Below are 19,817 nucleotides of genomic sequence, written 5' to 3'. Positions count from 1 at the left end.
CGGAAAATTCCTGCATAATCGCAGGAATCCACCCTCACAACCTCGACAGGTGCCAGCGTAGCCATCATCATTTTACATTTTATGGATTGGATAGGAAACACGAAAAAACTGCCCCAAAGCCCCGCCTCAGGACAGCCGCTATACTAACCCGCGCTCAATAATAACGCGATGTTATCATTTTCTTCTTCGTATAAAACTCCACTCCATCCTTGCCATTAGCATGTAAATCACCGTAGAACGAATCTTTCCAGCCTGAAAAAGGGAAAAACGCCATCGGCGCCGGCACCCCCACGTTCACACCGAGCATGCCCGCCTCCACGTCCTCGCGGAATTGGCGGACAGCCTTCGCATTCTCCGTATAGATGACGGCGGAGTTGCCGAAACGCGATTGATTCACGATCGCTATCGCTTCATCCAAACTCCCGGCCCGGAGAATCGACAGCACCGGCCCGAAAATCTCCTCGCGCGCAAGCGACATGTCCGGCCGGACATGATCGAACAGCGTCGCGCCGAGGAAGTAGCCCGGCCCGGCGCAGGCGGCCGCCTTGCGCCCGTCGAGCAGCAGCGTCGCGCCCTCGGCGACGCCTTGCGCGATGCAGCCGCTGATACGCGCGCGCTGCTCCTCGCGGATGACCGGCGTCAGGGACACGCCGTCATCCATGCCGCTGCCGAGCACGAGCCCCTCGGCCGCTCGCACCAGCGGCTCCAGGACGGCGTCCCCGTCGCCGACCAAAACCACGGCCGAGCACGCCATGCAGCGCTCGCCGGCACTGCCGAAGGAGGACATGATAATGTTCTCCACGGTTTTGTCCGGCACAGCGTCAGGCATGACGATGTGGTGGTTTTTGGCGCCGGCAAGCGCCTGCACACGCTTGCCGGCTGCGCTCGCGCGCTCGTACACGTACTTGGCGACGGGCTGCGACCCGACAAACGAGATCGCTTTGACGGCGGGATGCGTCGTCAAGCCGTTCACAACATCGTGCGCGCCGTGAACGACGTTCAGTACGCCGTCCGGCAGCCCGGCTTCCTGCAGCAAGGAAGCCAGCTTGTTCGCCGTCAGCGGCGTCCGTTCGGACGGCTTCAAGACAAACGTATTGCCGCAGGCAATCGCCAGCGGGAACATCCAGCACGGCACCATCATCGGGAAATTGAACGGGGTAATGCCGCCCACGACGCCGAGCGGGAAGCGGAACAGCTCCGAGTCCATCTCCGCCGAGATGTTCGCTAGCGTCGCGCCCATCAGGTGTGTCGGCGCACCGGCGGCAAATTCGACGCATTCGATGCCGCGCAGCACTTCGCCGAGCGCTTCTTTGTAGCTTTTGCCGTTCTCCAGTGTAATCAGCTCGGCCAGCTCCCGCTCATGCGCCTGCAAAAGCTGCCAATAACTGAAAAGCACACGCGCCCGCTTCGGCACCGGCGTCCGCCGCCAGCCATCCCAAGCGGCTTCCGCAGCGGCAACCGCCCGGTCCACGTCCGATGTGGACGAAAGCGGCACCTCCGCAATCATCTCCCCCGTCGCTGGATCAAAAACAGCCTGACGCTGCCCCGCCTCCGCGTCCACCCAGGCGCCGCCAATGAGATTTTTTACCTCTGTCATATCAGCCCTCCTCACCGCTGCACAAACTTCACAGGAATTGTTACTATTGGGCACTGTTCTCGTAAACCGCCACCCCAAACTTCCCCGTTACGGCTTCGTGCGCCCCTGCATCAGCAGGACATTCACATAATATTTGCGGGCATTCGCCGTTTTCAAATGTAGCTTAGCCGTTTCGCCGCCGGGATGCTCAAGATCGAGCCAAGCGCCCTCCAGATCTTCTTTGACACCGACGATCTGAAACTTTTGCGCGACATAGCCGTCCAGCTTTTCCTTCTCCGCTTGAAATTGCTCGAACTCAGACATGGTCGGCACCTCCGTTCGCCTTGGCAGGACTGCCTGCGTAGGCTGCGCCCTGATACCGCTTCCGCTTGAGATACTGCCCCGCCCCCGCCTGGCCGACGAATTGCTTATCACGGATGACGAATTCGCCTCGAGACAGCACGCTGACCGGCTCTCCCGTAATCGCGATGCCTTCAAACGGGTTGTAGTCCACGTTCATGTGATGCGTTTGCACGGACAACGTGCGCGCCGCATCCGGGTCGAACAGCACGAGGTCCGCATCGCTGCCGACGGCGATCGTGCCTTTTTGCGGGAATAGGCCGAACAGCTTCGCACTCCGCGTCGACACCACGTCCACGAACTGATTGAGCGTCAACCGCCCTTTGCGCACGCCCTCCGAAAACAAAATCGAAAACCGATCCTCGATACAAGGCCCGCCGTTCGGAATGAGGCTGAAATCACCGCGTCCCAGCTCCTTTTGCCCCTTAAAATTAAACGAACACTGATCTGAGCCCACCGTCTGCAGCTGCCCGCTGCTAAGTGCCGTCCACAGCGCTTCCTGATGCGCTTTCGGTCGAAGCGGTGGCGACCATACATATTTGGCTCCTTCAAAGTCCGGCTTTTCCAAATACGTCTGATCCAGCATCAAATACTGCGGGCACGTCTCGCCCCAAATGTCGACACCCTGATTGCGCGCCTCGGTAATCTGCTTCACCGCTTCCTCGCATGTCACGTGCACCACATAGAGCTGCGAGTTCGCCATCGCCGTCAGCTTCGCTGCTCGCCCTGTCGCCTCCCCTTCAATGATCGACGGTCGGGTGAGCGCATGGTAGATCGGATCCGTGTTGCCCGCTTCGAGCGCTTCACGAATCAAATAATCGATCACATCGCCGTTCTCCGCATGCACCATGACGAGCGCACCATGCTTTTTGGCCTCGAGCAGCGTCCGGTAGAGGGTGCCGTCGTCGGCTTGAAACACATTTTTATACGCCATGAACACTTTGAACGAAGTGATGCCCTCATCCTCAATGATCGCTGGCAGCTCAGTCAGCACCTCATCCGTAATCTCTGCGATCATCAAATGGAAGCTATAGTCGATGGTCGCTTTGCCCTCGGCTTTGGCATGCCACGTTTGCACGGATTCCCGCAGCGGTTTTCCTTTATTCGTCAGGCAAAAATCAATAACCGTCGTCGTCCCGCCGAACGCTGCCGCCCTTGTGCCGGTCTCGAAATTGTCGGCCGTTACCGTTCCTCCGAACGGCATATCGAGATGGGTGTGAGGATCGACCCCGCCGGGAAATACATAAAGTCCCGAAGCATCGACGACTTCCGCGCCCTCCTGACTGAGCCCTTTGCCAAGCTGGGTAATCAACCCATTTTCGATCCTAATATCCCCCTGATATGTATCCGACGCTGTCACAATGGTGCCGCCCCGAATGATTTTCGCCATGCTACATCGCCTCCTTCTTGCTTCCGTCTTGACCCTCACTGAGTTTGGCCACTACCGTCTGGCGCTCGTTCCAAGTCATCGGCGGCTCGGTTCCCACTACCTCCACCATGGAGATCGCTCCCTCAACCGGGCAGACGATCGCGCACAAGTTGCAGCCGACACAGTCCTCTTCCCTCACTTGTAAAATCGCCTTGCCACCGCTATCGACCGTACGCTCGATGCATTGGTGGGACGTGTCCTCGCAGGCGATGTGACACTTGTTGCACGAGATGCACGTCTCGGTATCGATCCGCGCTACGACCGCATAATTGAGGTCAAGATGGCCCCAATCCGAATATTTAGGAACCGATTTGCCAACCAGCTCGGACACACTGGCAATCCCTTTGCTATCCAGGTAATTGTTCAATCCGTCGATCATGTCCTCCACAATGCGGAAGCCGTGATGCATCGCCGCTGTGCACACCTGCACGCCTGTGGCGCCCATCAGCATAAATTCCACCGCATCGCGCCAGGAGGAAACACCGCCGATCCCGGAGATCGGCACTGTAATCGCCGGATTGCGAGCACAGTCCGCGACCATGTGCAAGGCAATCGGCTTCACCGCAGGACCGCAGTAGCCGCCGTGGGAGCCTTTCCCGCCGACATGCGGGATGGTGTTCCACGTATCCAGATCGACGCCGGCGAGCGAATTGATCGTGTTGATCAGCGAGATCGCGTCAGCGCCTCCGCGCACCGCCGCTTTCGCCGTCGCCGTGATATCCGTGATATTCGGCGTAAGCTTGACGATGACCGGCGTTTGCGCCGCTTCCTTCGCCCACATCGTCTGTGCTTCCACGAGATCCGGCTGCTGTCCGGAGGCTGATCCCATCCCCCGTTCCGCCATGCCGTGCGGACAGCCAAAGTTCAGCTCCAGCCCATCGACGCCGACCGCTTCCACTTTTTTGACAATTTCATGCCACTTCTCACGCTTTGGCTCCACCATCAGGGACACGACGAGCGCATGATCGGGGAACCGCTTCTTGGTCTCATAGATTTCTTTCAGATTCACCTCAAGCGGCCGATCCGTAATCAGCTCAATATTGTTAAACCCAGCCACCCGCTGCCCGTTAAAATGAACCGCCGCAAAACGCGACGATGTATTGATAATCGGATCGCCGAGCGTCTTCCAAACCGCGCCTCCCCACCCCGCTTCAAATGCGCGCTGTACCTGATACCCGGTATTCGTCGGCGGCGCCGAAGCGAGCCAGAATGGGTTCGGTGAAGAAATACCAGCCAGATTGATGCGTAAATCCGCCATGCCGGATCCCTCCTCTGTGTACTTGATCGAGTCAAAAGCTTGTCACTCGTGCAGCTCTCAGCGTGGCTTAGCCAACGCCTCCCGTTCCAGCCAAGGCGACCATTAAAAGCCTGCAAAAAAGCAGGTATTTCCCTGCAAAAGCTCCGATTATTCGGAATGCCTGCGAATATGCATCTTTTTACAATTTTTTATCCATTTTCTTGTGAAATGAGCCGAAATGCCTGCCTTTACGCAGGAATTTTCATTTTTACCCTAGTTTTCTGGAAAATACCTGCCTTTTTGCAGGCTTTGATCCGCTACACTGGCCTCGGCTGCACGATCCTCCAGACGCGAACCTGCTCGCGAGCAGCCGCTGAATCTCCACTCCCCTAGCGGCTCTCAATGCCGCTTCCCGGGCTTTCCCAGCGCCCCGCAACCGACCGACCTTACAACTTACCTCCCGGCGCAACTAAGCCGACGCCTCCTGCCCCTTCAGAAGCTGCTCATGGATCGCGTAGGCCGCATCCTTCCCCTGCTGCGCAGCGGAGACGACCATCGCTTCCCCTTGTCCCGCGCCGAAACGAATATCTCCCGCCGCAAACACCTTCGGATGCGAGGTTGCGCCGGTGGCCGGCTGCACAACCACCGTACCGTTCAAATGCTGCAGGCCGAACGCCTCGATCAGCGCAAGATGCCGCGTCTGTCCGATCGCTTTCACCACCGCGTCCACGGGAATTTCAAACGCCGAGCCCGCGACCGGCTTCGGCTGCTTGCGCCCGTTGCCCGCATCCACAAGCTCCATGCGAATGCATTCCAGGGCTACGACGCGACCGGACGCATCGCCAACGATTCGCGTTGGCGCCGTCAGCCAGCGAAAGCGTACCCCATCCTGCTTCGCAAACTCGTACTCAAAATCATACGCCGTCATCTCCGCTGCCGAGCGCCGGTACACGATCTCCACCTCCGCTGCGCCGAGGCGGACCGAGCACGTCGCCGCATCGATCGCGGTGTTGCCGGCGCCTATCACGGCCACGCGCTTGCCGATGAGCGACGTGTCGAGTGAGCCGCCAGCGCCAAGCCCCGCTTTTGTCCGCTCCACAAAATCAATCGCATCGTGGACGCCGTCCAGCCCCTCGCCCGGAATGCCCAGCATCGGCACTTGCGCCATGCCGGCGGCAAGCAGCACGGCGTCGTACCGCTTCAGCAGCTCCTCGCTGCTGATGTCCACGCCGACGCGCATGTTCAAATGAAACGTCACGCCAAGCCGTTCCACCTGGCGTACTTCCCACAGCGAGATTTCCTCCGGCAAGCGGAAGGAAACGATACCGAACGTATCCAAGCCGCCGGCTTGCGGCTTCGCTTCATAGACGGCGACCTCGAAGCCGAGCCTCGCCAACTCACGAGCGGCCGACAGCCCGGCGGGGCCGCCGCCGACCACGGCAACGGATCTACCGTTGCTCGGTCCGGCCTCAAACAACTCCGGATCGTGGGCAATCGCCCAATCCGTCGCGTACCGCTGGAGCTGTCCAATCGCTATAGGCTTGGACGACTGATTGAGGACGCAGGCCCCTTCGCACAGCTCCTCGGTTGGACATACGCGTGCGCACGATGCGCCCACAGGATTCGCTTCCAGAATGGTGCGCGCCGAGCCTTTGAGATTGCCGGTGGCAATCTTTTTAATGAACGACGGCACGTCGATACCGCTGGGGCAAGCCCGCGTACAAGGCGCGTCATAGCAAAACAAACAGCGATTAGATTCCTCCAACGCCTCTTTCGGCTTCATCCCGTCCTTCACTTCCGCAAAGTTTCGCTTCAAATCCGTGAGAGAAATCCATGAAGATCCCATCCTATGCGCCCCTTCCCTGCCTCTACTTCATGCTACCGAGTCAATATCTTTATTCCTGCAGCGCAATCCGCCTAGCCGTTCTGTACAGCAGCTCCGTCCCAAGCGCAATATCTTCCGGAGACGAAAACTCCTTCGGATTGTGGGAGATACCGGCCAGACAGCGAACAAAAATCATGCCATAATCGCACACGTACGACATCGCCAGCGAATCATGAAACGGTCCGCTCATCAGCTCCGGCGGCGGCGCAATCCCCATGCCTTCCGCCTCTTCACGCATCGTCCGCTTAATCCAATCCGCGCAATAGCGCGGTTCGCTGTTCGTGTCCTCGCGAACGGTATAGGCCAGTCCGTGCTCATCTGCAACGCGCTCCAAAGCAGCAAACAACTCCTGCTCCAGCACTTGGCGGCGGGACAAATCAATATCGCGCAAATCGACCGTGAACGCCACCTTCTCCGGGATAATATTACGCGAATCCGGAAACACCTGCAGCGAGCCGACCGTTCCTACCGTTGGCGCCCCCGGTTCCCGGCTGGCGAGCTCATTGAGCGCCACGATGATCTTGGCCGCTCCAACCAACGCATCGCGCCGCATCCCCATCGGCACCGAGCCGGCATGTCCGGCGAAGCCGGTCATTTCGACCGTCAGCCATAGCGGCCCGGAAATGCCGCTGACAATGCCGATCGGGAGATCCATCGCCTCCAGTACCGGCCCTTGTTCAATATGCAGCTCGAGAAAAGTGCCGACCCGCCCGGCCTGGAATGCATAACCGGCCTGCTCCGCCGGATCGACGCCGAATTCGAGCAACGCCTGACGTCGCGTAACGCCATTTTTATCCGTGCGCTCCAGCTCATCCGGCTCCAACTTGCCTGTCATCCCGCGAACCCCGAACAAGCCTTTATTAAATCGGCAGCCCTCCTCATCGCAAAAAGCAACAACCTCCACATCGCGCTCCGGCACGATCCCTTGCTCGGCCATCGTCTGTACGGCTTCGATCGCGCCAAGCACCCCAATCGCGCCATCGAATCTCCCACCGTAGGGCTGGGAATCGACATGCGATCCGAGCATCAGCACCGGCAGTTCCGGATTCCGGCCTTTCCAAACGCCGATCAGATTGGCAAACGCATCGATGCGTGTGGTCATCCCCGCTTCCTCCATCCAGGAACGCACAAGATCGACGCCTTCTCTGTCCTCCTTGCTGAGCGCCAACCGGCACACGCCGGTCTCGCCGAGCTTCCCGATTTGAGCAAGTGCCTGAATGTGCTGATGCAAACGGGGAGTATTAATCGATAACGGCTTGTTCATTGGCAACTTGCATCATCCTTTCGACGAAATAGATCCGACACTAAATACTTCCAGCAGCGTCTTCACGATAAAATCAACATCGTCATCGGTTGAACTGAGCGGGGGGCTCAATGTCAGAATATTCGCAAACCCGGGAACGGTATCGCCGTTTTTACCGATCAGCAGCCCTTTGCTCTTGCAGGCGGCAACGATAGCAGCCACGCGCTCGGGTTTCGCAGGCTCCTTCGTGTCCCGATCCTCCACCAACTCAATGCCCATCGCCGAGCCGAAGATCCGCATATCGCCGACGTTCGGGTGCTCCCGTAGCCGAGCCAGCCTGGCCGCGAACGCTTCCCCGATCACCGCCGATCTGGCGATAAGCCCTTCGTCCTCTAGGACGCGAAGGTTGGCAAGCGCGACGGCACACGACACCGGATTGCCGCCGAACGTATTCACATGCCGGAAATGGCTCGTGTCGCCGCCGCTTTTGAACACCTCGTACAGCTCCGCCGAGACCGCCGTCGCCGACAAAGGCGAATAGGCGCTGGTGAGTCCTTTGGCCATCGTCACAATGTCCGGCTTGACCCCGTAATTGTGATGGCCGAACTTCCGGCCGGAGCGCCCGAAGCCGCAGATCACTTCATCGACGATGAGCAGCACGTCGTACTTTTCGCAAATGCGAGCTACCGCCGGCAGATAGCCTTCATGCGGGACAAGCATGCCGCCGCCGGTGATCACCGGCTCGAGGATGACGCCGGCGACGGAGTCCGGCCCTTCCCAGGCGATGGCCTGCTCAATCGCCTCAGCGCATTGCAGGGAGCAGTTGTCCTTCGTTTGACCGAACGGACATCGATAACAGTACGGCGGCGCTACGTGCGAGAAGCCGACGCCAAGCGGCTCATATTTCAGCTTGCGCTGCGCTTGCCCCGTCGCGCCGAGCGCCCCCATCGAATTCCCGTGATAAGCACGATGCCGCGAAATGAATTTATGCTTCGCCGGCTTCCCTTTTTGATGAAAGTACTGCCTGGCGATTTTGAAGGCAACTTCATTGGCATCGGAACCGGAATTGGAAAAAAAGATCCGGTACTCCCCTTCCAACCAGGCATTCAGCTTTGCTGCAAGTTCAATGGATGGAATGTGCGCCTGAACCATCGTGGCGTAGGCAAGTGTCATCATTTGCTGAGCGGCAGCTTCCGCGATTTCCTTCCTGCCGTGACCGACATTCACGCACCACAGCCCTGACATGCCGTCAAGATAGCGATTGCCGTCCACATCCGTTACCCAGCTTCCATCTCCGGACGCGACGATCATCGGATTGTCATTATGCGGCGTCATATGATGCCAGACGTACTTGCGGTCATTTTCCAATAATGCTTCTTTGTCAGCCGGATCGTTGATCGCCATCGCCGCCACCCTTTCCCTAATTCCTGCTTCACTTAATCTATGATTATGCTTGTATGCGCGAGGCTATCCCAATTGATCCTGAATGAGATCGGCCGCTGCCGGGAAACAGTTGCGAATCGCTGCCGTGAGTTCGTGGAAAAGCATGGTTTCACGGACGTTCGGCACACGTTCGGAACCGAGATGAATCTCGTGCTGGGAGTGAAGGCGTCCGGGATTCGGCACCATGATCAGAATGCGATGAGATAAAAAAACAGCCTCCGACACACTGTTCGAGACGAAAACGATCGTTAGGTTCGTTTTTTCCTTCAGGTGCAGAAGCTGATCTTGTAGTTTTTCACGGGTAAAAGCATCCAAAGCGGAGAACGGTTCATCGAGAAAAAGAATCGGCGGATCGAGGGAAAGTGCACGCGCGATCGCGACGCGCTGCTGCATGCCGGGGCTTAGCTGCCACGGAAAGTAATCACTGAATTTCGTCAAGCCGACGATGTCAAGAAGGTGGTCAATCTTGTCTTGGATGAGGGAACGGTTCTGCATAGCAATTTCCAGAGGGAGTTCAATATTTTCCCGGACGGTGCGCCATTCGAACAGACCGGGCTGCGCGCTGACAATGCCGAACTTACGCCGCAATCGGATTTCGCGCGGATGCGCTTTGTGCAGCGAGATTTGCCCTTTGGACGGCTGCTGGAGATCCGCCATAAGACGCAGAAGCGTCGACTTGCCGCTGCCTATCGGCCCTAACAGCGTGACAAATTCATGACGGCCAACATCTAACGTAATGTCCTGGAGCACGGTGCTCGTCTTGCCTTTTTTGCCAGCGGTTACCCATACGCCATCGAGTGAAATGTCCACATGCTGCCCAGCACGATCTGAATTCATCCATCGGCCCTCCCATTCCTGCGAACACACGGAAGCATTGAGGTAAGTTGAACTACTGATTGTGTACCATTATATAACCTTAAGGATCATTTTTAAATATACGTCGGTCAATTTCACCATTTTTTGTCTTCCTGAATAAAAGACAGCGCTAAAAATAGGAACTGCAACAAAAGTTTACATAACATTTACTATGTCAACTACATGTTGAGATATCGTGCACATCTTTGCGCTGTAGCAATGTATGCATCAAAAAGCGAGTTGAGAACGTTTTCATATATCAAAGATGTGACCGCTCTGCTCCCAGCGTAAGCTGTTATTTGCGAATTCCTCTTGTGTCGTTATCCTCGATGCCTGCCTGCTCGGTATCCAAGGAGATCTGCTCCCGCTTGCCCTGCCGTCAAAGCTCGTAGGATGGGGCTGCCTCTTATCGGCCATCGCATTTGGTCTTCGCTGCATCGGCGATTTTAAATACGTCGGTCTTTTCAAAACAAACCGCACCTCGCGATTTGCCCGGTACGATTACTTTTTATTTACGCCGCTCTGTCTCTGGCTGAGTTGGGCCTTCTTCTATGCCCTATAGTCCGGTCTCCCCTACGCCTCCGCAGGGCCCGACAATATTTCCTTCACCCGTCCCACCTGGCCGTCGGTTAATCTCACTTTAATGCCGTGGGGATGTGTCGGTGAGTTCGTCAACAGCTCTTTCACAATGCCTTTCGTCAGCTTTCCGCTACGCTGATCCTGCTTCAATACAATGTTAACCTGGAGTCCGGGAACGATATTTTTCCGCAGTTGTCCATTCATGGTGTTCGCCTGCCTCATCTTTTAATGTGACCCTCATTATAGCATAACGAACAGAACGGTCTCCAATCCCTGGCATAAAAGCAGGCTTAACGCCACCGCAACCCTCGCGGCCTCATTAAGCCTGTCAACGACTTGCCGCCTACCGCTTCCGATCCCGAATATCCGCCGCCAGCTGCGTCGCGATCTCTTCCACGTTGCACACAGTTCCCTGAGCGGCTCCTCTTGCTCTGACGGACGCTTCGCCCGCCTGCATCTCACGATCGCCGACGACGAACACATACGGCGCTTTGCGCAGCTGTGCTTCCCGCAAGCGATAGCCGAGCTTTTCCTGCCGCGCATCCACTTCCGCGCGAACGCCTGCATGCGTCAGCAGCTGCTTCACTTGATAAGCATACGCGGCCTGATGCTCGGAAACCGGCAAGATCATGACCTGTGTCGGCGCCAGCCATAGTGGGAATGCGCCGGCAAAATGCTCGGTCAGCATGCCGATAAACCGCTCCATCGAGCCGTACAAGGCGCGATGAATCACCACCGGCCGGTGTTTGCGGCCATCCTCGCCCACATAGGCGAGATCGAACTTATCCGGCATCTGAAAATCGAGCTGAATCGTGCCGCACTGCCAGCTTCGTTTCAGGCTGTCCAGGATGTGAAAGTCGATTTTGGGCCCATAGAACGCGCCATCGCCTTCATTGATCTGATAAGGAATGCCACGCTGATCCAGCACGTTCTGGAGCGCCTGCTCCGCTTGATCCCACAGCTCGTCGGACCCCAGCTTCTCGTCCGGGCGAGTCGACAGCTCTACGGTGTACGCAAATCCCAGCACGTCGTATACATGATGAATCAATTCGATAACCTGGCCAATCTCTTCGCCGATTTGCTCTGGCAGCACGAACAAGTGCGCGTCGTCCTGGCAAAATGTCCGCACCCGCATCATCCCATTCAATGCGCCCGACATTTCGTGGCGATGCACCTGACCGAACTCGGAGATGCGAATCGGCAGTTCGCGGTACGAATGCAAGCTGTTCTTGAAGATCAACATATGGCCGGGACAGTTCATCGGCTTCAGCGCAAACTTTACGTCGTCCACTTGCGTAAAATACATGTTGTCTTTGTAGTGATCCCAATGTCCGGATTGCTCCCAGACGCGATTATTCATCATCAAAGGCGTTCTTACTTCCTCGTAGCCCCGCTTTCGCTGAAGCTCGCGCGCAAAACCTTCCAGCTCATTGCGAATGATCATCCCCTGCGGCAGAAAGAACGGCATGCCTGGAGCTTCCTCGGAGAACATGAACAGATCCAGGTCTTTGCCCAGCTTGCGATGATCCCGCTTCTTGGCTTCTTCAATTAATGCCAAATGCGCCTCAAGCTCCTCCACGCTGCCAAAGGCTGTACCGTAGATGCGCTGCAGCATCACATTCGCCGCATCGCCACGCCAATACGCGCCTGAGGTATGCAGCAATTTGAACGCGCCTACTTCGCCAGTTGACGACACGTGCGGCCCGCGGCACAGATCCGCAAACTCACCTTGTTCATAGACGGTCAGCTCCGCATCCTCGGGTAAGTCTCGAATAATTTCCAGCTTAAACGTCTCCCCTAGCTCCTCAAACCAGGCCAGCGCCTCTTCACGGGACACGACCTTGCGCAGGATCGGCAAATTCTCTCGAACAATGGCCGCCATTACCTGCTCAATCGCAGCAAGGTCTTCCGGCGACAGCGGCTTCTCCAGCGCCATGTCGTAGTAAAAGCCGTCGGCGATCACAGGGCCGATGCCAAGCTTGACCGCGCCTGCGCCATACAAGCGCTTCACGGCCTGCGCCAACACATGCGCCGTCGTATGGCGCATCACCTCTAATTTTGATTGATTGCCAAATGCCATTTTGCTTCCTCCTTTTCTCACGATTTCATTTATATTTGAACGCAAAAAAACGCCTCCATCCACCAAGGGACGAGTGCGTTCAGCTCGTGGTTCCACCCAATTTCAACGACAGCCATTCTGTCGTCCTTATTGTCATCCGGTATCGAGGATGAATCGTTGCCTTCTACTACCGCAAGGAAAGCGGGTTGGACGGCACAGCTGCAAAGGGGTAACGTCGCAGTCGAATCCGAAGAAGCTTGCAGCCGAGGCTTCTCTCTCTGTGCGGTTCGGGGCGGGGACATCGTGTCTTTGGTCAACGCTTTGGGATATGATTTGCTTTATGTTACAAGATGTATACGTGCTTTTTCAAGGGAAAGAATCGTTATAACGGATTCACTCTCTCTTTCGGGCAAAGAAAATACGCATGGCCGTCTTTCGCCATCGCAAACTGTCCTTTATAATGAACTCAAAGAAAGTTAATGCGATTAATTTCCCTCAGTGCAGCATAACGGCCATTTTGGAAGGAATGTACACGATGCCCAGAATCATGGATAATACGATTAGCCCATATCCGCTACGCCTCATTACGATCCCGATCGATGCCAGCAAATTAAAGCTGCAATCGCTCATTATTTATAGCGTCGGCCATTTGCCTGGACGCATCCATTATCGGACGCACGCTTCCTTTGAGAAGTGGGCTGCGGTATACATTGCCGGCGGCAGCGGCGTTTTCCGCATCAATCAAGGCCCCGTGCAGCACGTGGAAAGCGGGTCGCTGTTTTTTTTCAGACCTGGTGCCGAATACGAGTATGGCCCCAACCCCGGCGGCTATTGGGACGAGTATTATTTCTCGTTCGAGGGCAACCGGATCAACGAGTGGCTCCAGAGCTGGATTACGGATGCCGACCGCGTCACCTTCGTAGGTAAAGAAGACGGCTCCCAAATCGGGCGGATCGAGCTGATTTTTCAACTGATGGAAAGCGGCAGCCCCGCCAATATTGATCGGGCTTCCCTGCTGGTGGAGTCACTGATCTTCGAATTCATGCTGCGCGCGGAAGCCACCACGGAATCGCCGACCAAAGCCCAGCAAGTCATCAAGCTCATCGAGGAGCTGAACCATGCCATCTACCAGTCGTTTGACGCGCGTGAGTTTGCCAAGCGGCACCATATTTCGGTCTCCACCTTGCGCCGCATTGTGAACGATTACTCCGGCTACCCGCTCGGAACCTATATCCATCGGATGAAAATGGCCGAAGCCAAAAACATTTTGCTCAATACAGACAAAGCCGTCAAAGAAATTGCCCTCGAACTCGGTTACCAAGACGTGTTCTACTTTTCGCGTATTTTCAAAAAGTACGTCGGCGTTGCGCCGCAAATATTCCGCAATACGGTTCACACCTGATCTGCAAAGCCTGTACGGCAGTTCCACAGTTGCCCAGTACAACTTGTCACCTCGCTGCATAAGATACAGTGGAAGCAAATCTTCCTTGCGTGGAGGTGAATCACAATGACATTTGCCCTTTCCGGATTAATGCTTTACGCAATGTGGCTTGTCTTGGCGGTAATGGGTATTAGCTTCGTCGTTGATTTGTTCAAATCGATGTCGGCCGGCACATTCTCTTCCGCTATGATTCTGTCTTACTTGCAAGACTTGCTCTACTACGTGTTCCCGCTCTTCCTGCTCGTCAACCTGATGCCGCTGGACCACACCGATTTTATCGTGAAAATTGCGTACTATATCGGTGCTCTAGGTGTCGTACTCAAGTATGCTATGGGATTCGTTAAAAAGTAAGCTGCAAACGCCTTCAGCACCTGCCCTTGGCTGCCGGGATTTCCCGGCAGCTTTTTCACCATTTCGGCGTCCCCAAAGCACAAGAAACCGCCTGCCCTGCGGCAAGCGGCTCCTGGTCCACTCATTGTTGCTGCTGCTTGGAATCTTGTAGCTCCTGCTTCAAATCCTCGGTTTTCTGCCGAGCCTGCTTGATTTGCCCTTGCAGCTCCTCGAGCTGCTGCTCCGCTGCGCTCAGCGCGGCTTCCGTTGCTTGCGAATAAATTTGCTGGGCCATTTGCAGCGTTTGTTCCGCCGCTTGCTCCGCCTTGTGAGCGGCTTCTTTTATGCGTTCAAAGCCTTGCGAATCTTGCCCATTGCCTTGTTGGTCCTGCTGCTGCATATCGGATCCCTCCGGAAGAAAATGTAACTTCCTGCTTAATGTGAGTATCCGATTGGCATTTTATGCAAGATTTTGTGCAAGATGCTAGCTACTCCGAAGTCAAGTAAGCGTGCGTGCTGAGGTCATCTTGGATCACCGACGTCGGAATGACGAATTCCGGAACGCCCATCACGCCGGGACCGACCTCATATTTCTGGAACACGATCACAAGCTTGCCCTGGGGATTGATGTAGAACGTTTGGTCTCTTTTGATGGACTTGAACAGCTCCATGTTGGGAACTTGCTGAGACCCGCCTTCCACCCAATAGATGTTGCCCGGCTGATCTTTCATCCGCTGAAGCATCTGTTCCTTGATGTTGGCGGTGATCAACTCAATGTAACGATCATCCTTAAACAAGCTTGGGAGCGTAATCAACAGTTGATTCTTCTTATCAATGGTGTCGTACTGGAACGTCGTTGAGGAAGACCCCGCAATATTGACCACATAACGTCCGACCGACAATATCTGCTCATTATCCGTCTTCACGACAAAGCCGCTGTCTACCCCCATATGCGCATCGGGATGCTCCGCTTTGATTTTCTCCATATCGGCCATGAACGAAGTGTACAGCTGTTTACTCTCCTCCAGATACTTGCTATTAAGCGATTCCTGCAGCTCTTTATTATCCAAATTCGTGATCGCCGGCACCTCGACATTCGCTTGAAAGCCCTTATCCTCGTAATGATACGTTCGGAACGTCAGCACTTTTACGAGCTCGCCAAGCACAGGCACTTCCGAGAGCGTATCGGCAAACGCCTGACTCGTATTCAAGCCTGCCACGAAAACCAATGCCGCCGCGGCTGCGCCCGCCGCCCATTTGCGTCCGCTGCGCTTTGGTCTATGCTTACGAATCGCCTGTTGCACGACAAAGTTCAGTTCTTGAGGGATCGGAATATCCATATAGTTTTGTTTCATCTTCTCCATTTTCTCTTCCATCGGTTATACCTCCACCAGCGCATCATCGTTCATGCGGATCTTGAGCAGCTTCAGAGCCTGATACAGCCTCGTCTTGATCGTATTCGTATTCTCTTTCAACACGTCGGCGATCTCTTCGATCTTCAAATCCTCAAAGTACCGCAGAGTAATCACGCTCCGGTACATATCCGGCAAGTCGTCGAGCGCCCGCTCCAGATCAATGTCCGCATAAGCGTCTTCGCTGCCTGAGGCGATCAACTCCATGGCCTTGTCGTCGACAATGTGTACTTTCTTCTTCTTCCGCAAGCAATCCAGCGCGGAATTGATCACAATGCGATAAAACCAACTTTTGAGCGAGGTTGTGTTTTTCAGCGAGCCGGCAGCGGCAAAAGCCTTCTGAATCGCCTCCTGGACGACGTCCAGGGCATCTTCTTGATTTTTTACATAGCTGTACGCAAGCCGGTATACATTCTCTTGATGCTCCGTAATGCAAGCGATAAGCTGACTCTCCAATTTCGGATTGATTGCCATATCGGATAACGCTCCTTTTACCGTCCAACGTTCATTAAGATCTGTAGTCCTGCAGGTAAGACGTACGAAGGCGCAGAATAGTTTGGCGCTTTTCTACCAATTTTGACCATGCACTGCTATACTGAAAACTGGGAGGAGAGACGATCATGAATATCATTAAAATCAAAGACCGCCAGGAACTCGACAAACGAATTCCGACCATGCCTTGGTTTATCGAGCAATTTATTAACTACAAACTTCCGGATCTATCCCCTTCGTCCTTGCTCGAATATGTACGCGATTATGAGATATTTCTGGGCTGGCTGATCGCCGAAGGGCTGTCGACCGCCGCCTCCATCAAAGAAGTGACGCTGCTCGATCTGGAGACGCTCTATATGGAGAGCATAAGCAATTTTCGCATGTTCCTCGCAACCCGTAAAGGACAAGGTAATGGTAAAACGACGATCAACCGCAAGCTGTCCGCCCTTCGCTCCTTGTTCCACTACTTGAGTCAAATCGCTGAGGACGAGAACTTTTATCCGCTGCTGAAGCGCAATGTCATGGCGAAGGTGGAAATCAAGCGCGCCTCCAAGCCGAAGGACATCGCGGCCAAGCTGGAAGGCAAACTGCTGCAAGAGGAAGAAATTACGGAGTTTATTTACTACGTGCGGGAAGCGTACGAACACGATATTGCAACGAACAAGCAGGCGCTGTATGCCTACGAGCTCAATAAAATCCGGGACGCCTGCCTCGTGACGCTGATTCTCAATTCCGGCCTGCGCGTGTCCGAAGTGTACAATATGAATGTCGACGACATTGATCTGAAAAAGAAGCTCGTTTACGTCTACCGCAAAGGGAACAACGACGAAAGCTTCAAGACGCCCGTTTATTTCCGGAACGAAGCTGTCGAAATGCTGACCGAGTACTTAGCCATTCGCTCCACCCGCTACAAGCCTGCGAAAAAAGAAAAAGCCCTCTTCTTGGCCATCGCAAATGGCAAGAAAGAAGGCGAGCGGATCACGAAACGTGCGATCCAGGAATTAGTCGTCAAGTACGCGAAGCGCTTCGGCAAGCCGTACTTGTCGGTGCATAAACTGCGACACTCGTTCGCAACCGATTATTATTTGCAGAATGATCTGTACAAAACGCAAGAGCAGCTCGGCCACGCCTCGCCGGAGACGACGCAAATCTACGCGCATCTCACCGACAAGACGATGTCTGAAGCGATTGATAAAAGAGCGGAATCCTGAGGATTATTTCTTCAGGATTTTTTCTATACGGTCGAGCTCTTCCGAGGAAAACTCGAGATTTTTCAGCGCCGCCACGTTCTCTTCGATCTGCGACACGCGGCTTGCGCCGATCAAGGCCGACGTCACACGGCCGCCGCGCAGCACCCAAGCAAGCGCCATCTGCGCGAGGCTTTGGCCGCGGGAAACCGCGATCTCGTTCAGCTGGCGAATCTGGTTCAGCTTCTCTTCCGTGATGTCCTTCGTGTTCAGGAAGGCGCTCTTGCCCGCTGCGCGGGAATCCGTCGGGATGCCGCTCACGTATTTGTTCGTCAGCAGGCCTTGCGCCAACGGACAGAACGCGATGCTGCCGGCACCGAAGTCGTCCAGCACATCCTGCAAGCCGTCTTCGATCCAGCGGTTGAACATGCTGTAAGACGGTTGGTGGATGAGCAGCGGCGTGCCGAGGCTTTTCAGAATCGAAGCCGCTTCCTTCGTTTGCTCAGCCGTGTAGTTGGACAAGCCCACGTAGAGCGCTTTGCCGGAGCGCACAATGCTGTCCAGCGCCTGCATCGTTTCTTCAAACGGCGTGTTCGGATCCGGTCTGTGGGAGTAGAAAATATCGACATACTCGAGCCCCATCCGCTTCAAGCTTTGATCCAGCGAGGAAATCAGATACTTGCGGGAGCCCCATTCGCCGTACGGCCCTTCCCACATGTAATAGCCCGCTTTGGTCGAGATGATCAATTCATCGCGGTACGCGGCCAGATCGCTCTTCAACACGCGGCCCATCAGCTCTTCCGCAGAACCAGGAGGCGGCCCATAGTTATTCGCCAGATCAAAATGCGTAATCCCCAAATCGAACGAACGCAGCAGCATGGCTCTGCCGTTCTCGTGCAGATCGAGTCCGCCGAAATTGTGCCACATCCCCAAAGAAATCGCCGGCAGCTTCAGCCCGGAGCGGCCTGAGCGATTATATTTCATTTCCGCATAACGCGTTGCGCTTGCTTGATATACCATGTCTACTTCTTCCTCCTCGGAATAATTCAATTCGAAAACTGTACTCAGCATATCCGATAGTATGCCCTCGAAGTGGCGCTATGTCATCAGTAAACGCTCCGTCTTAGAAGGTCGGCGAAGCCGTTTATCAGGGGTATACCCAGTTGCTAGTCTCAGTTTTCTAAGTCCAGTATACGTGAACCGTTCGAGCAGCGGAAGAACTGAAAAAAACGTGTCTTACTTACGTCAAGGTTAGTAGTCGCCCTTATTGATGCGCAAACAACAGCCTTGCGCCATGGAGCTGCAGCCATTTCGTCTTCTCGTGCGTACTTTGTATAATATCGATGAGAACGGCCTGCGAATCGACCTGGTCCAAATACCGGCCGAGGAAATGAATGAACACGTCGAGGCGGCGCAGCTCAATGAGCAGCGGCAGCACGCGCATCTCCGCATGCGACAGCTGAATATGCTGGCGGTAGCCGGCGCAGAACGCATCGCATTGATGACGCAGTTCGGACTCGCTGCGGCTCGGATCGATCAGATCGGACAAGCACACCGCCAGTTCCATCACCCTCACATCGCGTGTCACAAATTCAAAATCCAAGATCGCTGCTAACTGCCCTTCCTCGTCGATCAGCATGTTCGAGCCGTTAATATCGCCGTGTACGAGCTGATGCGGCAAGCTGCGAATGAACGGAATCGCTTCGTAAATCGCCATGTATCGGGCAAAAATATACGCCAACTCCCCCTTTTGCTTCGCAAACGGCCCAGGCGGCTGCTCACAAAACGCCCGGATGGCATCCGGCGTACAGCGCGGGTGAATCTGCTCGATTTCGTAATACGGCGCATATTCCGGCTTCACATCCAGTTCGATCCGGCTGAGCGCAGCGGATAACTGCCCGACCGCCTTGCCGATGTACGGCAGTTGGGATAACGCGAAGGCACCCGGGTTCTCGCCTTCGGTATAGGTGAACAGCGCCGCCAGCTTCCCGCCGGGCAGCGTCACCATCGTCTCGCCATTCGGCCGCTTCAGCGGCTGAGGAATGGCGAAATCCAGCGCGTGCTGCTGTCTTCCCAGCTCCAGCAGCACGCGGTGCTCGAACGCGATTTTGTTCCTATCGCGGTGTGTCTCATACAGCCGGAGCACATAGGTCGCTCCGTCTACTTCCACAAAGCGCGTCGTATTGTTCATCCCGCCGACACCTTCGCGCAGCGTCCACGTCCGCTGCGGGAACCAAAATGCAGGCAGTTCATTCAGTAGCATGTCCAAGTTATGCTTCGTCGTCATCG

The 19,817-nt window shown here is 55.4% G+C and carries 19 protein-coding genes; 4 read left to right on the top strand and 15 right to left on the bottom strand.

Annotated features, from left to right (window positions below):
- Positions 1–154: 154 nt before the first annotated feature.
- From EJQ19_RS21320 to EJQ19_RS21285, 8 genes are all read right to left on the bottom strand, one after another.
- The gene (locus EJQ19_RS21320; RefSeq protein ID WP_126143264.1) at positions 155–1,597 is read right to left on the bottom strand and encodes a CoA-acylating methylmalonate-semialdehyde dehydrogenase; all 1,443 of its coding nucleotides are present in this window, start codon (positions 1,595–1,597) and stop codon (positions 155–157) included.
- 87 nt (positions 1,598–1,684) lie between these two features.
- Positions 1,685–1,900 (bottom strand): hypothetical protein, encoded by a 216-nt coding sequence (locus tag EJQ19_RS21315; RefSeq protein WP_126143263.1) that lies wholly within the window; start codon positions 1,898–1,900, stop codon positions 1,685–1,687.
- The gene (gene hydA / locus EJQ19_RS21310; RefSeq protein WP_126143262.1) at positions 1,893–3,326 is read right to left on the bottom strand and encodes a dihydropyrimidinase; all 1,434 of its coding nucleotides are present in this window, start codon (positions 3,324–3,326) and stop codon (positions 1,893–1,895) included. The genes EJQ19_RS21315 and hydA overlap by 8 nt, the downstream gene beginning before the upstream one ends.
- Position 3,327: 1 nt before the next feature.
- Entirely contained in the window at positions 3,328–4,623 is a 1,296-nt protein-coding gene (gene preA, locus EJQ19_RS21305; RefSeq protein ID WP_126143261.1) for an NAD-dependent dihydropyrimidine dehydrogenase subunit PreA, read from the bottom strand.
- Positions 4,624–5,071: 448 nt separating this feature from the next.
- Positions 5,072–6,448 carry an NAD(P)-dependent oxidoreductase gene (locus EJQ19_RS21300; protein ID WP_126143260.1) on the bottom strand — a complete coding sequence of 459 codons (1,377 nt, stop codon included), beginning with the start codon at positions 6,446–6,448 and terminating at the stop codon, positions 5,072–5,074.
- A 49-nt stretch (positions 6,449–6,497) separates the two neighbouring features.
- Positions 6,498–7,751, bottom strand: coding sequence for a M20 family metallo-hydrolase (locus EJQ19_RS21295; protein ID WP_126143259.1), 1,254 nt, complete (start codon positions 7,749–7,751; stop codon positions 6,498–6,500).
- A 12-nt stretch (positions 7,752–7,763) separates the two neighbouring features.
- Entirely contained in the window at positions 7,764–9,134 is a 1,371-nt protein-coding gene (locus tag EJQ19_RS21290) for an aspartate aminotransferase family protein (protein WP_126143258.1), read from the bottom strand.
- Between the two features lie 63 nt (positions 9,135–9,197).
- Positions 9,198–10,010: an ABC transporter ATP-binding protein gene (locus EJQ19_RS21285; protein WP_126143257.1), complete on the bottom strand. Its 813-nt coding sequence runs from the start codon at positions 10,008–10,010 to the stop codon at positions 9,198–9,200.
- 310 nt (positions 10,011–10,320) lie between these two features.
- Here EJQ19_RS21285 and EJQ19_RS21280 point away from each other — a divergent pair, with 310 nt between their 5' ends.
- Complete coding sequence (locus EJQ19_RS21280) at positions 10,321–10,590, top strand: DUF3995 domain-containing protein (RefSeq protein WP_126143364.1); 270 nt, start codon at positions 10,321–10,323, stop codon at positions 10,588–10,590.
- An 11-nt stretch (positions 10,591–10,601) separates the two neighbouring features.
- Here EJQ19_RS21280 and EJQ19_RS21275 read toward each other — a convergent pair whose 3' ends face one another.
- Both EJQ19_RS21275 and thrS read right to left on the bottom strand, forming a co-directional pair.
- Positions 10,602–10,811 (bottom strand): YwbE family protein, encoded by a 210-nt coding sequence (locus EJQ19_RS21275; protein ID WP_126143256.1) that lies wholly within the window; start codon positions 10,809–10,811, stop codon positions 10,602–10,604.
- A gap of 139 nt (positions 10,812–10,950) precedes the next feature.
- Positions 10,951–12,687, bottom strand: a complete 1,737-nt coding sequence (gene thrS, locus EJQ19_RS21270; protein WP_126143255.1) for a threonine--tRNA ligase — start codon at positions 12,685–12,687, stop codon at positions 10,951–10,953.
- A gap of 514 nt (positions 12,688–13,201) precedes the next feature.
- Here thrS and EJQ19_RS21265 point away from each other — a divergent pair.
- Positions 13,202–14,068 carry a helix-turn-helix domain-containing protein gene (locus EJQ19_RS21265; RefSeq protein ID WP_164716652.1) on the top strand — a complete coding sequence of 289 codons (867 nt, stop codon included), beginning with the start codon at positions 13,202–13,204 and terminating at the stop codon, positions 14,066–14,068.
- 105 nt (positions 14,069–14,173) lie between these two features.
- Positions 14,174–14,458, top strand: coding sequence for a hypothetical protein (locus tag EJQ19_RS21260; RefSeq protein WP_126143253.1), 285 nt, complete (start codon positions 14,174–14,176; stop codon positions 14,456–14,458).
- A gap of 121 nt (positions 14,459–14,579) precedes the next feature.
- Here the strand turns inward: EJQ19_RS21260 and EJQ19_RS21255 are convergent, their stop codons facing one another.
- From EJQ19_RS21255 to EJQ19_RS21245, 3 genes are all read right to left on the bottom strand, one after another.
- Positions 14,580–14,837: a hypothetical protein gene (locus tag EJQ19_RS21255; RefSeq protein WP_126143252.1), complete on the bottom strand. Its 258-nt coding sequence runs from the start codon at positions 14,835–14,837 to the stop codon at positions 14,580–14,582.
- Positions 14,838–14,925: 88 nt separating this feature from the next.
- A complete protein-coding gene (gene rsiV / locus EJQ19_RS21250) occupies positions 14,926–15,813 on the bottom strand; it encodes an anti-sigma-V factor RsiV (protein ID WP_126143251.1) in 888 nt (295 codons plus the stop codon).
- Positions 15,814–15,816: 3 nt separating this feature from the next.
- Positions 15,817–16,323, bottom strand: coding sequence for an RNA polymerase sigma factor (locus EJQ19_RS21245; RefSeq protein WP_126143250.1), 507 nt, complete (start codon positions 16,321–16,323; stop codon positions 15,817–15,819).
- Between the two features lie 146 nt (positions 16,324–16,469).
- Between EJQ19_RS21245 and xerS the strand changes: the two genes are divergently transcribed.
- A complete protein-coding gene (gene xerS, locus EJQ19_RS21240; protein ID WP_126143249.1) occupies positions 16,470–17,552 on the top strand; it encodes a tyrosine recombinase XerS in 1,083 nt (360 codons plus the stop codon).
- A gap of 3 nt (positions 17,553–17,555) precedes the next feature.
- Here the strand turns inward: xerS and mgrA are convergent, their stop codons facing one another.
- Positions 17,556–18,548 (bottom strand): L-glyceraldehyde 3-phosphate reductase, encoded by a 993-nt coding sequence (gene mgrA, locus EJQ19_RS21235; protein WP_126143248.1) that lies wholly within the window; start codon positions 18,546–18,548, stop codon positions 17,556–17,558.
- A 244-nt stretch (positions 18,549–18,792) separates the two neighbouring features.
- Entirely contained in the window at positions 18,793–19,815 is a 1,023-nt protein-coding gene (locus EJQ19_RS21230; protein WP_126143247.1) for a phosphotransferase, read from the bottom strand.
- Between the last annotated feature and the right edge of the window lie 2 nt (positions 19,816–19,817).

The sequence above is a fragment of the Paenibacillus whitsoniae genome (assembly GCF_003955665.1).
Lineage (GTDB): Bacteria > Bacillota > Bacilli > Paenibacillales > NBRC-103111 > Paenibacillus_E > Paenibacillus_E whitsoniae.
The sequence above is the reverse complement of the archived record's forward strand: the minus strand, read 5'-3'. Positions and strand labels throughout refer to the sequence as shown.

What these genes read in the sequence shown, in the direction of transcription:
- EJQ19_RS21245 (WP_126143250.1), bottom strand. Translation starts at nt 16,323, where the DNA reads ATGGCAATCAATCCGAAATTGGAGAGTCAGCTTATCGCTTGCATTACG.
- mgrA (WP_126143248.1), bottom strand. Translation starts at nt 18,548, where the DNA reads ATGGTATATCAAGCAAGCGCAACGCGTTATGCGGAAATGAAATATAAT.
- rsiV (WP_126143251.1), bottom strand. Translation starts at nt 15,813, where the DNA reads ATGGAAGAGAAAATGGAGAAGATGAAACAAAACTATATGGATATTCCG.
- EJQ19_RS21260 (WP_126143253.1), top strand. Translation starts at nt 14,174, where the DNA reads ATGACATTTGCCCTTTCCGGATTAATGCTTTACGCAATGTGGCTTGTC.
- EJQ19_RS21295 (WP_126143259.1), bottom strand. Translation starts at nt 7,751, where the DNA reads ATGAACAAGCCGTTATCGATTAATACTCCCCGTTTGCATCAGCACATT.
- EJQ19_RS21315 (WP_126143263.1), bottom strand. Translation starts at nt 1,900, where the DNA reads ATGTCTGAGTTCGAGCAATTTCAAGCGGAGAAGGAAAAGCTGGACGGC.
- preA (WP_126143261.1), bottom strand. Translation starts at nt 4,623, where the DNA reads ATGGCGGATTTACGCATCAATCTGGCTGGTATTTCTTCACCGAACCCA.
- xerS (WP_126143249.1), top strand. Translation starts at nt 16,470, where the DNA reads ATGAATATCATTAAAATCAAAGACCGCCAGGAACTCGACAAACGAATT.
- EJQ19_RS21255 (WP_126143252.1), bottom strand. Translation starts at nt 14,837, where the DNA reads ATGCAGCAGCAGGACCAACAAGGCAATGGGCAAGATTCGCAAGGCTTT.
- hydA (WP_126143262.1), bottom strand. Translation starts at nt 3,326, where the DNA reads ATGGCGAAAATCATTCGGGGCGGCACCATTGTGACAGCGTCGGATACA.
- EJQ19_RS21300 (WP_126143260.1), bottom strand. Translation starts at nt 6,448, where the DNA reads ATGGGATCTTCATGGATTTCTCTCACGGATTTGAAGCGAAACTTTGCG.
- EJQ19_RS21320 (WP_126143264.1), bottom strand. Translation starts at nt 1,597, where the DNA reads ATGACAGAGGTAAAAAATCTCATTGGCGGCGCCTGGGTGGACGCGGAG.
- thrS (WP_126143255.1), bottom strand. Translation starts at nt 12,687, where the DNA reads ATGGCATTTGGCAATCAATCAAAATTAGAGGTGATGCGCCATACGACG.
- EJQ19_RS21290 (WP_126143258.1), bottom strand. Translation starts at nt 9,134, where the DNA reads ATGGCGATCAACGATCCGGCTGACAAAGAAGCATTATTGGAAAATGAC.
- EJQ19_RS21230 (WP_126143247.1), bottom strand. Translation starts at nt 19,815, where the DNA reads ATGACGACGAAGCATAACTTGGACATGCTACTGAATGAACTGCCTGCA.
- EJQ19_RS21275 (WP_126143256.1), bottom strand. Translation starts at nt 10,811, where the DNA reads ATGAATGGACAACTGCGGAAAAATATCGTTCCCGGACTCCAGGTTAAC.
- EJQ19_RS21285 (WP_126143257.1), bottom strand. Translation starts at nt 10,010, where the DNA reads ATGAATTCAGATCGTGCTGGGCAGCATGTGGACATTTCACTCGATGGC.
- EJQ19_RS21265 (WP_164716652.1), top strand. Translation starts at nt 13,202, where the DNA reads ATGCCCAGAATCATGGATAATACGATTAGCCCATATCCGCTACGCCTC.